This is a genomic window from Butyrivibrio sp. VCB2006 (assembly GCF_000420945.1).
In the GTDB taxonomy this organism is placed as follows: Bacteria; Bacillota; Clostridia; order Lachnospirales; family Lachnospiraceae; genus Butyrivibrio.
This window is the reverse complement of record NZ_ATVX01000011.1, coordinates 48898-62084: the sequence shown is the minus strand read 5'-3', so window position 1 is coordinate 62084 and position 13187 is coordinate 48898. Positions and strand designations below refer to the sequence as shown.

Annotated in this window: 11 protein-coding genes; 10 read left to right on the top strand and 1 reads right to left on the bottom strand. The window is 42.1% G+C overall.

Annotated features, from left to right (window positions below):
* The first annotated feature begins 23 nt into the window (after positions 1 to 23).
* Genes G613_RS0111600 through G613_RS0111590 form a run of 3 tightly spaced genes read left to right on the top strand, consistent with a single transcriptional unit; the run spans position 24 to position 3246 of the window.
* Positions 24 to 1043, top strand: a complete 1020-nt coding sequence (locus G613_RS0111600) for a radical SAM/SPASM domain-containing protein (RefSeq protein WP_029232799.1) — start codon at positions 24 to 26, stop codon at positions 1041 to 1043.
* A 60-nt stretch (positions 1044 to 1103) separates the two neighbouring features.
* Positions 1104 to 2045, top strand: a complete 942-nt coding sequence (locus tag G613_RS0111595; protein ID WP_029232798.1) for a glycosyltransferase family 2 protein — start codon at positions 1104 to 1106, stop codon at positions 2043 to 2045.
* The gene (locus tag G613_RS0111590) at positions 2038 to 3246 is read left to right on the top strand and encodes a lipopolysaccharide biosynthesis protein (RefSeq protein WP_029232797.1); all 1209 of its coding nucleotides are present in this window, start codon (positions 2038 to 2040) and stop codon (positions 3244 to 3246) included. Before G613_RS0111595 ends, G613_RS0111590 begins: the two co-directional genes overlap by 8 nt.
* A gap of 1 nt (position 3247) precedes the next feature.
* Here the strand turns inward: G613_RS0111590 and G613_RS0111585 are convergent, their stop codons facing one another.
* Positions 3248 to 4507: an SGNH/GDSL hydrolase family protein gene (locus tag G613_RS0111585; protein ID WP_029232796.1), complete on the bottom strand. Its 1260-nt coding sequence runs from the start codon at positions 4505 to 4507 to the stop codon at positions 3248 to 3250.
* 238 nt (positions 4508 to 4745) lie between these two features.
* Here G613_RS0111585 and G613_RS0111580 point away from each other — a divergent pair, with 238 nt between their 5' ends.
* The 7 genes from G613_RS0111580 to G613_RS0111550 all read left to right on the top strand — a co-directional run bounded on the left by G613_RS0111580 (position 4746) and on the right by G613_RS0111550 (position 13167).
* Complete coding sequence (locus G613_RS0111580; protein ID WP_035774666.1) at positions 4746 to 6335, top strand: NAD(P)/FAD-dependent oxidoreductase; 1590 nt, start codon at positions 4746 to 4748, stop codon at positions 6333 to 6335.
* Between the two features lie 100 nt (positions 6336 to 6435).
* Positions 6436 to 7374 (top strand): glycosyltransferase family 2 protein, encoded by a 939-nt coding sequence (locus G613_RS0111575; RefSeq protein WP_029232794.1) that lies wholly within the window; start codon positions 6436 to 6438, stop codon positions 7372 to 7374.
* A 16-nt stretch (positions 7375 to 7390) separates the two neighbouring features.
* A complete protein-coding gene (locus G613_RS0111570) occupies positions 7391 to 8863 on the top strand; it encodes an MBOAT family O-acyltransferase (RefSeq protein ID WP_029232793.1) in 1473 nt (490 codons plus the stop codon).
* Between the two features lie 10 nt (positions 8864 to 8873).
* Positions 8874 to 10367, top strand: coding sequence for a hypothetical protein (locus tag G613_RS0111565; protein WP_029232792.1), 1494 nt, complete (start codon positions 8874 to 8876; stop codon positions 10365 to 10367).
* A gap of 105 nt (positions 10368 to 10472) precedes the next feature.
* Complete coding sequence (udk, locus tag G613_RS0111560) at positions 10473 to 11099, top strand: uridine kinase (RefSeq protein WP_029232791.1); 627 nt, start codon at positions 10473 to 10475, stop codon at positions 11097 to 11099.
* A 21-nt stretch (positions 11100 to 11120) separates the two neighbouring features.
* Positions 11121 to 12329: a DUF6077 domain-containing protein gene (locus G613_RS0111555; protein ID WP_029232790.1), complete on the top strand. Its 1209-nt coding sequence runs from the start codon at positions 11121 to 11123 to the stop codon at positions 12327 to 12329.
* A gap of 46 nt (positions 12330 to 12375) precedes the next feature.
* On the top strand, positions 12376 to 13167 hold the full coding sequence (locus G613_RS0111550) for a hypothetical protein (RefSeq protein ID WP_029232789.1): 792 nt from the start codon (positions 12376 to 12378) through the stop codon (positions 13165 to 13167).
* Positions 13168 to 13187: the final 20 nt, after the last annotated feature.

Below are 13187 nucleotides of genomic sequence, written 5' to 3'. Positions count from 1 at the left end.
TATTTGATTTGAGGAGAATTGTAATGCCAATTAGAGTTAATAGTTTCATGGGTAAGTTTGGATGGTTTGCACGTAAGCATTTTCCTATGCTTGCAAGTAACGCATATCTGAAACTTCAGTTTGCTACCAGAAGTAAGTCACAGAAGGCTTATTGTGATTATTTCCTTAATTCCAAGGAAGTTCCAATGCCTAATGTTGTTAATATCGAGACCATCAACAGATGTAATTCAACCTGTGCCTTCTGTACTGCCAATGTTCACGACGAGTGCAGACCTCTTGCCAAGATTGACGATGATCTTTATAAGAGTATCATCGATCAGTTGGCAGATTGGGGCTACAAGGGACATCTTACTCTTTACGGTAACAATGAGCCTCTTCTTGATACCAAGATTGTAGAAAGACACAAATATGCAAGAGAAAAGCTTCCTGATAGCTTTATCTTCATGTCTACCAATGGACTTATTCTTACAATTGATAAGGTTAAAGAGGTTGCTCCTTACATCAATCAGCTTATTATCAATAACTATTCAATGGAGATGAAACTCCATGACAATATTCAGGAGCTCTATGATTACGTTAAAGCTCATCCTGATGAGTTCAAGGATCTTGATATCCAGATCCAGATGAGATACTTACAGGAAGTTCTTACTAACAGAGCAGGAAGTGCTCCTAACAAGAAGGAGACCAAGAAGGTTATTAAAGAGACCTGTCTTCTTCCATTCACAGATATGTGGATCATGCCAAACGGTAAGATGGGACTTTGCTGCTGCGATAACTTTGAGACTACAGACTTTGGTGACCTTACAAAGATGTCTATTAAAGAGGCTTGGGGATGCGAGAAGTTCCAGGCAGTCAGACGTAAGATTGCAGAGGGACGTCAGGAATATCCATTCTGTAAGCACTGCGATTTCATCGATGCAGGTTTCCGTATGCAGCTTGTAAACGCAATTCTTCGCGGAGATCAGGACGCAGCCAACAAGCTTGGCGGTCATGAGCGTATGAAGATTGGTAACAAGAATAATGCCGATGACAATATAAAGTAATAGCAATAACAGTGAGGGTATAAGAGACTTTGGTGTAAATGCCAGAGCCGGAGGGATTACATGGATAAAATAGCAGTACTTATTCCTTGTTACAATGAGGAAAAGACTATTGGCAAGGTTGTAAGAGATGCAAAGGCAGCTCTTCCCGAAGCTACAATTTACGTATACAACAATAACTCTAAGGACAGAACAGCAGAGATCGCTGCTGAGGCCGGAGCTGTTGTAAGAAATGAATATATGCAGGGCAAGGGAAATGTTATCAGACGCATGTTCCGCGAGATTGATGCCCTTGTTTATGTAATGGTTGACGGAGACGATACATATCCAATGGAGTCAGCAAGAGAGATGGTTGACATGGTTCTTAACCGCAATGCTGACATGGTAGTTGGAGACAGATTGTCATCAACCTACTATCAGGAGAATAAGAGACCTTTCCATAACTTTGGTAATAACCTTGTAAGAGGAAGTATCAACAAGCTCTTTGGTTGTAACATCAGAGATATCATGACTGGTTTCAGAGCATTCAGTTATGAGTTTGTTAAGACCTTCCCTGTTCTTTCCAAGGGATTTGAGATTGAGACAGAGATGACTATCCATGCTGTTTACAACAACATGCAGATTGAGAATGTAGTCATTGATTACAGAGATCGTCCGGAAGGCTCAGTAAGTAAGCTTAATACTTACTCAGATGGTTTCAAGGTTCTTAAGACTATCATGAGACTGTACAGAAGCTACAAGCCATTTGGATTCTTCCTTATGATCGCTATTGTTCTTGCTCTTGTTTCAATCGGTTTCTTTATTCCGATTCTTCAGGAGTATTGGGCAACACATCTTGTACCTAAGATTCCTACACTTATTGTGTGCTGCTTTATTATGTTATCTGCTGTTCAGGCATTCTTTGCCGGAGTTATTCTCTCCACTATGGCAATCGGAGACAGACGCCAGTTTGAGATGCAGCTGAACATGCTCCAGAGACACAAGGAGAATGATTATAATGGCTGATTCTACTAATCAGAAGAAAAGCCTGGCACTTAGTGCTTCCAAAGATTTTATATTCAGCGTACTTGCGCTGGTTATTTATAACGGTGTCCTACAGCTTCTTATCTATCCCGGGCTTAATGCCCGGGTTGGTGCAGAGGCCTTTGGCACCGTTTTATATTTGATTTCTGTTGTATCAGTTATGGGCGCAGGCTTTGGTACTGCTGCAAGCTATTCCAGAATGGTGGCTAAAAAGGACAGGACTCAGGAAAACGGTGACTACAACCTGTTTCTTACTATCATCGCAGGGATATCACTGGTGGTCACCTTTGTAGCTCTTTTTGTGTTAAAAGAGCTGACTATTGTAGCCTTCGTTCAGATGGCAGTTTTGATGATCGTGACGGTATTTAGGTACTACGCTGATGTTGAGTACCGCATGAACATCAGATTTGTAAGGTACTTCGCTTTCTTTACTGCTGTATCTGTGGGATATATTGTGGGACTATTACTGTTCCCATACACAGGAAGCTGGGCTCTTACAATCCTTATGGGAGAGCTGTTTGGTATTATCTATACCATAGTAAGAGGCAGCATTTTCAGGGCGCCTTTTGCCAAGCTTTCTACAAGTTATAGGGAAAATTTAAAATCTGCCTGGGTGATTTCAGCCAGTAACCTTATTTCCGCACTTATCCTTAATTCAGACAGAATACTGTTAAGACTCCTTGTTGGAGCAAGAGAGGTTACAGTGTTCTACACAGCAAGCCTTATCGGTAAGATTGTAGCTATGCTTACAACACCTCTTAACGGCGTTATAATCAGCTATTTTACCAACTACAAGATCAAGCTTGATAAGAAGAAGTTTGCTCTTATCAGTCTTCTTATGCTTGTATTGTCAGTGGCTGGAGCGCTGGTTTGCTCCCTGGTTTCTATGGTATTTGTACAGATCATGTACCCTGATGTTATAAAAGAAGCCAGGAAGTATTTCTTCCTGGCTAATTTGGGACAGATATTATATTTTATCTCCGGATCTCTAATGGTAATTGTAATGAGCTTTACCAAGGAGAAATTGCAGCTTATTATCAATATTATCTATATCGCAGCCTTTACTGCCATAGTTGTTCCTGCAACTGTTATGTTTGGCCTTGATGGAATGGCAGTGGGACTTGTGATTGTATCTTTGATAAGACTTCTTGTTACCGCAGGATTTGGAATGTCCAAGCTGTAAATTACTGCGCTTCCTGGTTTTCCTGATTCTCTGAATTCTCTCCAGACGCCTGATTCTCCTGTGATGGCTGAGGCGTGTTCTCGTTAGGCTTAACAAGCTTGTACTCGCCATTTAAGAGAAGCTCGAACTGATCTGGGAAAGCATCCATGAGGACACCGTCATCAAGACGATAGAACTCATCGGGATCAAAAGTTGCAATGTTAACAAAATCAGATTCTCTGTAAGCCTTAGGCTCATTGAATTCAAAGCCGTTAGGCCAGTGAGCAACCATTCTTGCAAGGATACGTCTGCCGGTTTCTGTTAAGTGGACGTTATCCATAAGGTACTGATCTGCTGTGTCAAGGTACAGGTCGAATCTTGAACCGAACATTGCATCTACAAGGAAACAATTCTCTTCATCTGCTGAAACATTACCCATTTTCTTGGCATAATCTGAAAGTGTTCCAAAACCGTTACTTACTACATAGGAATCTCCAAGGTAGTTGCCGCTGTTGTCTTTGTAGATTCCGTATACAGGAGAGATAAGGAAGAATCTCGCATTAGGACTTGCCTCGCGAAGTTCCGAAATACCCAAGCGAAGTGCTCCGTAGTAGGTGTAAATATCTTCGTAGTGTTCCTCAGTATTGAACTTATCAAGAGGAACTTTGGCGAAGAAATCGTTGGCGCCATACTCGATGAAGTAGTAATCTACGTCAGCAGGATTAACAGAATCCATTGCCGTAATAAGGTCAGGCAATGCACTGAGGACATTACCTTTTGCAACTTTGCCTGTGAAAGCGTGAACCATACCTACAAAGCTATTGGAAGTCCAGTTCTCATAATCCTGATAATTGGAAGTTGAAGATTCAAGAGAAGCAGTTGTTCCGCCAATAGCAAAGTTATAAGCTACTGAATTAGGTACTCTTTGCTGAACCAAAGTAGGGATGTCTGTACCATCGTTTCTACCGTTGGCAATCTGGCTGTCTCCGAAGAATACCATTACAACTTTATCTTCTTCCTTGCTCTCTTCAGTCGCTTCCTGGCTTGCTTCTGTAGAAGCAGCTGCGGTAGTATAGTCTTCAAAATCAGGCGTTGCAAGATCATCAGCCACAATGATATTTGAGGAGCTTGCGAGTCCTGCGCTGTCATCGCTTGAATTAAGTGTTTCATCATTGATATATTCTGTAGCCTCTTTGGAGTCGTCCTTGTTAAGACTACAACCTGTTATCATCATGGAAAAGGCCATGGTGACTGCGGTCATCATTATTAGTTTTTTATTCATATAATCAAATCCTCACTTTTCTAAACTACTTGCCATTATAAACACGTATTTTTACAATGTGAAGACTTTGGGGGCAATCTTAAGAAAGTCTTAAAGAATTAACGATATTTCGTCTACGCTACTTGTATTGAAGAAATAGGCCATATAGGATATACTACTATTGTTGTTTATTTGACAAACAAATATGATGCAGATATTAGATGTCTGCACAGAATAATAACAAATCGAGGGAATGAGTATGAAAAAGGCGTTGATAATCGGAGCAGGCCCTGCAGGTCTTACTGCAGCCTATGAATTATTGACCAAGTCTGATGATTATCAGGTTATAGTTTTTGAGGAAACACAGCAGTTTGGTGGTATTTCCAGAACTGTTAATTACAAGGGAAACCGTATGGATATGGGTGGCCACAGATTCTTTTCCAAGGTACCTGAGGTCAACGATTGGTGGCAGAAGATGCTTCCTCTCCAGGGTTCTCCAACATATGATGATATAGTTCTTAATCGCCCTATGAAGATGGCTGAGGGTGGCCCTGATCCTGAGAAGGAAGACAGAGTTATGCTTCGTCGTAACAGGGTTTCAAGAATTTTCTTTGATCGTAAATTCTATGATTATCCTATTTCTCTCAAGGTTGAGACCTTCAAGAACATGGGTCTTGCCAAGACCATAGCATGTGGATTTTCTTACATGGGTGCTATGATCCACAAGAGAGAAGAGAAGTCTCTCGAAGATTTCTACGTTAATAGATTTGGTAAGAAGCTCTACTCCATGTTCTTTGAGTATTACACAGAGAACCTTTGGGGAAGACATCCTTCTGAGATTGATCCTAGCTGGGGTGCTCAGAGAGTTAAGGGTGTTTCCATTATGGAAGTTCTTCGTAATGCTTTCCGCAAGAAGACAGGTAAGCAGGGCGGCAAGGTAGAGACTTCTCTTATCGAGGAGTTCAGCTATCCTAAGCTTGGCCCGGGTCAGCTTTGGGAAGTTACAGCGGAAGAAATCAAGAAGCTTGGCGGAACAATTATTATGAATGCCAAGGTTACCAAGGTCCGCAAGGAAGGCAACCACATTAAGGGTGTTACTTATCTTCAGGATGGCAAGGAGATCGACATTGACGGCGATGTAGTTATCAGCTCAATGCCTGTTAAGGATCTCGTAGCAGGAATGAACGATGTGCCTGCAGATCCTGCAAGAATCGCAGCAGGTCTTCCTTACCGTGATTACATGACTCTTGGAGTTCTTGTTCCTAAGCTTAATCTTCAGAACAAGACAAACATCAAGACTATCGGCAATATCGTTCCTGATAACTGGGTATATGTTCAGGACAGAACAGTTAAGATGGGACGTTTCCAGATTTACAACAACTGGTCACCATACCTTGTTAAGGATCTTGAGCACACTGTATGGGTTGGCCTTGAGTACTTCTGCTTTGAAGGTGACAACATGTGGAACATGACCGAGGATGAGTTTGCCAAGATGGCAATCGATGAGATGGTTACACTTAAGCTCATCAGCGATCCTAAGGAAGTTATTGATTACCACATGGAGCGAGTTAAGAAGGCATATCCTGCTTACTTTGATACCTATGATGAGATGGATAAGCTTGTTGACTATCTCAATACTATTGATAATTTGTACTGCGTTGGACGTAATGGTCAGCACAGATACAACAACATCGACCACTCAATGTGCACATCTTTCGAGGCTGTTAAGAATATCGTAAGCGGCAGCACAGACCGTACTAACGTATGGAATGTTAATACAGAAAAAGAGTATCACGAGAGCGATGAGAACAAATCTGCCGAGACAAATGATGAGGTTGAGGTAGACTAATAATTTGCACGTAATTTTTGAAGCACGCATTCTTTGCGTGCTTCTGTTATGAATAACATTTAGTTCATATATCTAAATGTACAGTTTTGAAAGGTTTTATATGAAAAAAATTAGTATTTTGATTCCATGTTTTAACGAGGTAGAGAACGTTGAGCCTATCTCAGCAGCAGTTGAGAAAGTTCTCAAAGAAAAGCTTTCTGCCTACGACTATGAGATTGTCTTTATCGACAACGCATCAACAGACGGCACAAGAGATAAGATTGAAAATATCTGCGCCGGCAATCCCAAGATTAAGGCAATCTTCAATGTGACCAACTTTGGCCAGTTTAACTCTCCTTTCCACGGAATGTGTAGCCTTGACGGCGACTGCGTAATTCCTATCTGCGCAGACTTCCAGGATCCGGTTGAGCTGATTCCTGTCTTTGTACAGAAATGGGAGCAGGGCCACAAGATTGTAAGTGGAATCAAGTCTTCCAGTAAGGAAAACGGATTTATCTATTTCCTTAGAACCATGTATTACAAGATAATCAAGAACATGTCTAATGTCCGCATGATTGAGCACTTCACAGGCTTTGGACTTTACGACAAGACTTTTATTCAGCTTCTTAGAAAACTTAATGATCCGGTTCCATTCATCAGAGGAATCGTTGCGGAGTACGGCGAAGGCTTCAACATGACAACTGTTGAATATGAGCAGCCACAGCGCCGCGCAGGAAAGACTCACAACAACTTCTACACACTGTACGATGCAGCAATGCTGAGTATTACCTCTTACACTAAGGTGGGATTAAGGCTTTGCACAATTGCAGGTTTTGTATGTGCTCTGATTGATGTTATTGTGGCTTTCGTTTACCTGGTTCTGAAGCTCACACACTGGTACAGCTTCCACGCAGGCTACGCTCCAATGATCATTGGTATGTTCCTTATCGGTGCTATACAGCTCTTTTTCATAGGACTTATGGGTGAGTATATTCTCAACATCAACACCCGTGTAATCGGAAGACCTCTAGTCGTAGAGGAAAAGAGAATCAATTTCTAAGATAAATGGGGGAATTATGCAGGTTACATCATTTGCATTTCTGATTTTTATATTTGCAGTTGCAGCGCTTAACTACTGCCTGCCGCGTAAATTTAGATACATACTGCTTCTTATCGCCAGTTTGGGATTTTACGCAAGTTTGGATATCAAGGGACTGATTGTTCTTGTGATTTCCATACTGACGACCTACGGCGCAGGACTTCTCATGGATAAAGGCACCGCAAATGGTTCAGAATCAGGCAATGGCAAGTCAGGTAATAATCTGATCTTTGTTCTGTGCATCATTGTTAACGTAGGCATGCTTGCAGTTTTCAAATACCTGGGCTTTTTTGCAGGCACTGTATTTGGAATTATGGGAAAAGAAGCGCCGGCTATCAGTATCCTTGCTCCAATCGGTATTTCTTTTTACATTCTTAAGGCTCTGTCCTATCTGATTGATGTAAAAAGAGGCACCATAAAGGCTGAGAGAAACATCGCCAAGTATGCGCTTTACGTATCATTCTTTACCCAGATTATTTCAGGTCCTATCGACAGAGCGGATAACCTGATCCCGCAGTTCAACTATCCTGTAACTGTGGACATGGAGATGCTCAAGGACGGATTTTTACAGATTCTCTGGGGCTATTTCATGAAGCTGGTTCTGGCTGACAGAATGGCGATCTTCGTAGGAAATGTCTATGACAATCCTGTAACAGGCACTATTACCTTCATCGGAACACTTCTTTATACTCTTGAAATATACTGCGATTTTGCAGGTTATTCACATATTGTTATAGGCTCTGCAAGGCTTCTTGGAATCGATGTTATGAACAACTTCGATGCGCCTTACCTTTCAAAATCTATTGCTGAGTTCTGGCGCAGATGGCATATCTCACTTTCAAGCTGGCTCAAGGATTACATCTACATTCCTCTTGGCGGCAACAGAAAGGGAGTAGCCCGTAAGTACCTGAACATCATTATTGTCTTTGCTGTAAGCGGACTGTGGCACGGTGCCAACTGGACCTTTGTGGTTTGGGGACTTCTCCACGGCCTATACCAGATTGTTGGCTTCCTGTTAAAGCCAGTAAGAGATTTTCTTGTTAAGACCTTCAAGGTGGACAGAGAATCCTTTGCCCATGGACTTGTTAAGACAGTTATCACCTTCCTTCTGGTAAATCTTGCATGGGTGTTTTTTAGAGCAGATACCCTGGCTGCAGCCTTCGATGTTATCGGCAAGAGCTTGTCTTTTACCCCTTGGGTTCTGACAAACGGAGAGTTGTTTAAGCACGGCCTTGATCAGGCAAATATGCTGCTTCTTGCAATCGGAGTAGTTATTGTATTTGTTGTGGACCTTATGAGCGTTCGCGGAATCGTAGTAAGGGAAAAGATATTAAGGCAACCCTGGTGGCTTAGATGGATCATTATGATCGTTGCGATTCTGGTTATCGCAGTTTGCGGAATCTGGGGCCCGGGCTACGATGCTTCAAGCTTTATATATCAGCAGTTCTAAAGGGTGAGATATGAAAAAGAAGATTTTAAATCTATTGGTAATAGCACTATTTGTTGCGGTGGTTTCAGGGTGCCTGTATGCTGCGGCAACAGTAGTTCGAAGAAAAGAAAGTAACAATAAATATGCAGACTTTTTTACCCAGGCAGAAAAAGGAAATATTGACGTTCTGTTCATGGGATCATCACACGTCATAAACGGAGTGAATCCTGCAAGCTTGTACAAGGACTACGGCTTTACTTCCTACAACATGGGTGGACACGGCTCTGTAATGCAGGCAACCTACTGGGAGCTGATTGAGGCTCTCGATTATTGCACACCTAAGTGGGTTGTGGTGGATGCCTACATGCTTGAAAAGAACTATCAGTACCTGGATGTGATGAATGAGAACACACCTCAGGAGGATATTGATTCTTCTATAGATCAGCTTCACCTTAATATGGACTGCTGGCCACTTAACAGACTCAAGCTTGCTGCCATTTCAGACCTTATTCAGGATAAAGAGATCAGAAAAGAATTCCTCTTTGACTTTATGGTTTATCACGACAGATGGAACGAACTTACAAGAGAGGACTACGATGTTCTTGCGGGCAAAAACGGCGGCGAAGGCCTCTTTGGCGGAGAGCTTAGATATGAGGTTGAGCTTAAACCTTCAACAAGCCCTGACCCTGCAGAGGGAGAAGTCCTTGCGGAGCACACAGTCGGCCAGGAATATCTTATGAAGATAATTGATGAGTGCCAAAGACGTGGAATTGGCGTTCTTGTTACTTACCTTCCGTTTTGTCCTACCACTGAGGACAAGATTGCGGCTAACAGCGCAGGCGTCACAGCAGGAATGTACGGCGTTCCCTATATTAATATGCTAGATTTGGATATAATAGATGTATATACAGATTTGAACGATACAGGTCATCTCAATGCTCTGGGAGCCAAGAAGGTTACAGACTTTCTGGGCAACTGGCTTTTGGAAAACGCAGATCTTACAGATCACAGAGGGCAGGCCGGATACGAGTACTACGATGAGTGTGCGGCAAGATATGCTGACAACATGAAGAGCGGAGCGGTAAATGCTGATGAGCTCTACACACAGCTTGAGATGCTGTCCTTTGGAGATGTGGGCTCAGTAGTGTACTTTAACCAGGGCTCCAATGCTTTTTCAGATGACGGGGTAAAAGAGCTGGTATCCAAGATGTCAGGCACTGACAAGATTGTGAACACTCAGGGCCCATACATTATGATCAATGATGCGGGTTCAGGAAATGTTTATGAGGCCTGCGGCGAAGAGATGCTGGACGGAGTAGCAACAGCCATGGGCAGCATGGTTTATCAGCCTGTGGAGCAGCGCTTCAGACTTCTTTATGCCAAGGAAAATGAAGAGGTGAATTACCTTTATGATGATGATCATATCTGGTATGACGTTCAGGTAATCACTTATGACAAGAACTCAGGAGAGGTTTTATCACACAAGTATTACAGGTCCTACGGCAGCAAGTACAGACAGGACTAAACATGGAAGACGGCAGCCTATCAATGGGGTATAATGCCAAGGTTGCATATAGGCTGACAAGGATATAGAATAAGAACTTGAATTTTTTGATGAAAGGAAATAGATATGAGCGATAAGGTTTGTATTGTAGGAATTGCAGGAGGAACAGCGTCAGGTAAGACTACCATCGTACGCAGAATCAAGGAGAAGTTTGGAGATGACATTGTAGTAATCAACCATGATTCATACTACAAGGCTCATGATGATCTTTCCTACGAGGACAGATCAAGACTTAACTATGACCATCCGGCATCTTTTGATACAGATCTGATGATTTCTGATGTTATGAAGCTCAAGAACAACCAGGAAATCGATATGCCTGTTTACGACTACACAGTTCACAACAGGTCTGATGCTACAGTTCATGTAGTTCCCAAGAAGGTAATCATCGTTGAGGGTATCCTTATTCTTGAGAATAAAGAGCTTCGTGACCTTATGGATATCAAGGTTTTCGTTGAGACTGATGCAGATGAGAGACTTATGCGTCGTATCCGCCGTGATATGGTAGAAAGAGCAAGATCCATCGATTCAATTCTTACTCAGTATGCTGAGACTGTTAAGCCCATGCATGAGCAGTTTGTAGAGCCAAGTAAGAAGTATGCGGATATCATCATCCCAAGAGGTGGTGAGAACCTTACAGGTATCAGCATCCTTCAGGAGCACCTGAATCTGGTTCTTAATACAGAGAGATAATCAGGAAGGACGGAATTATTATTGCTGGCTGGAATATTAGCGGTATTTAAAATCATATTTTTCATGTTGGTGGTTCCCTTCTGCATAGGAGTGTTGTGTAACAGCATACTTCCTGTAGTCAGAAGAACAATAGGAATCACCTTCATCTTTGGCTACATGGTATATTTTGCTGTGTTTGAAGTCATAGCTATACCATGTATGCTTCACTATGTCTATAATGCCTTCACCTACTGCACCAGGTTCTATTTGGGTATCAGCCTGGCTCTGGCAGTGGCAGGTATAGTCAAAGCTGTAATTTTGCTTAAGAAAGAAGGCTTTGATTATCTGACTCTTTTCCCAGGTGAGACCCATGCAACAGCTCATGAACTCTTAAGCCCAAGGTCAGACCCAAGAATGTTAAAGCTAAGTTATTCTTTGGAGAGCCGCATTTATTGGGGGATTTTCTTTGTGCTCTTAGTTGTTCAGATGATTCTGGCTGTGGTAATGTCAAGTTTTGACGGAGATGACGCTTATTTTGTTGTGGAATCGCTCCTTGCGCAGCAGGCAGATGTTATGAATACGATCCTGCCCTATACCGGAACTTCCACATCTCTTGATATAAGGCATGCCCTTGCAGTTATCACCATGTGGATTGCCTATATGGCAAGAGTATGCGGCGTTCATGCCACAATAATGTCCCATTCTGTAATGCCTCTTCTCATCATTCCATTTGTTTATCTGGTTTATGTTGAGATTGCAAGAGTATTGTTCAGAAGAAGACAGGAAGTTATCCCTGTATTCATGATCATTGTTTCATTCCTTATGATGTTCGGAAATATCTCAATCTATACTCCGGCTACGTTCTTTTTGACCAGAACCTGGCAGGGTAAGGCTATTGTGAACAGCCTGGTATTTCCGCTTATTATGTGGGTCTTTTTATGGATGCTGGAAGACAGCAGGAAAAGACCTATCTTCGGACCTAAGGTTGATAACAACACTGAGTCCTATGAAGAGTACAAGGAACACAAGCTTATCTACAAGATTTCTCCTTGGATTTTCCTGACACTGGTTAATATGTTGTCCGGAGTATGTACTTCCCTGGGAGTTATTTTTGGAACAGGGCTTGTAGCTCTTTTTACACTGGTTCTTTTGTTATTTGAGAGGAATATTCGTGTGATATTGGGGGCTATATGCTGTGTGATTCCAAATGCGCTGTATCTGCTGGTGTATTTGGGACTGTTTCATAGTTGATAAAGCATGTTGATCTGGTTCATATATTAGATTTCGAGAGGTTTGTATGTACGGAATTTTCATGGAGTGCTGGGTTGCCCTTAAGCTCTATGGCGGAAATGGTGCGCTTTTAATAATGCTGATCGCATCCGCTATTTATTTGGTGGCAACAGAAAAAAGCATCAAAAAGAAAATAGTTCTGGGGATAATTCCACTTTTGATCTTGGTGGGATTTCTTTTACCTGTTACAAAGATTGCGTATGTGGCTGCCTTTGACGAGGGGAGTGATACATACTACAGACTTTTGTGGCTGATTCCTACCTATGTTACTATTGCCTTTGCGGCCTGCAAGCTGATCTTTTCACTGAAAAAGAGTATATATCAGAGGATTGCCTTTGTGGCAGTGCTGGCTGTTATCGCGATTTCAGGGTCTCTTGTGTACGCAAACAACAATGTGAAGGTTGCTGAGAATCTGTATCACATTCCTCAGCATGTAATAGATATCTGTGATGAGATTGCTCCGGATGAAGGGGAGGAAAGAGTTCGTGCGGCTATGCCTTCTGAGCTTGTTCACTTTGTAAGACAGTACAGCACAGATATTCTGCTTCCTTTCGGAAGAGAGATGGTTGTTACTCAGTGGGATTACTACAATCCTGTTTATGAGGTAATGGAAAAGCCTGAGATTATTGAGGCTAAGGCTCTTTTGGAAGCAACAAGAGAGACAAAGTGCAGCTATATTGTCCTTTCTGAGGACAGGAAGATTGATGCAGAGTTGTCGGATTTGGGACTTGAGCTTGTAAATACAATCCACGGATATAAGATTTATCGTGACCCTGTGGTGTATTCTGAGGTTGGATAAAAGAATATATCTTGGATAAA

Coding starts and splice junctions, on each gene's coding strand:
- G613_RS0111590 (WP_029232797.1), top strand. CDS start 2,038: ATGGCTGATTCTACTAATCAGAAGAAAAGCCTGGCACTTAGTGCTTCC.
- G613_RS0111570 (WP_029232793.1), top strand. CDS start 7,391: ATGCAGGTTACATCATTTGCATTTCTGATTTTTATATTTGCAGTTGCA.
- G613_RS0111550 (WP_029232789.1), top strand. CDS start 12,376: ATGTACGGAATTTTCATGGAGTGCTGGGTTGCCCTTAAGCTCTATGGC.
- G613_RS0111585 (WP_029232796.1), bottom strand. CDS start 4,507: ATGAATAAAAAACTAATAATGATGACCGCAGTCACCATGGCCTTTTCC.
- G613_RS0111565 (WP_029232792.1), top strand. CDS start 8,874: ATGAAAAAGAAGATTTTAAATCTATTGGTAATAGCACTATTTGTTGCG.
- G613_RS0111580 (WP_035774666.1), top strand. CDS start 4,746: ATGAAAAAGGCGTTGATAATCGGAGCAGGCCCTGCAGGTCTTACTGCA.
- udk (WP_029232791.1), top strand. CDS start 10,473: ATGAGCGATAAGGTTTGTATTGTAGGAATTGCAGGAGGAACAGCGTCA.
- G613_RS0111600 (WP_029232799.1), top strand. CDS start 24: ATGCCAATTAGAGTTAATAGTTTCATGGGTAAGTTTGGATGGTTTGCA.
- G613_RS0111595 (WP_029232798.1), top strand. CDS start 1,104: ATGGATAAAATAGCAGTACTTATTCCTTGTTACAATGAGGAAAAGACT.
- G613_RS0111575 (WP_029232794.1), top strand. CDS start 6,436: ATGAAAAAAATTAGTATTTTGATTCCATGTTTTAACGAGGTAGAGAAC.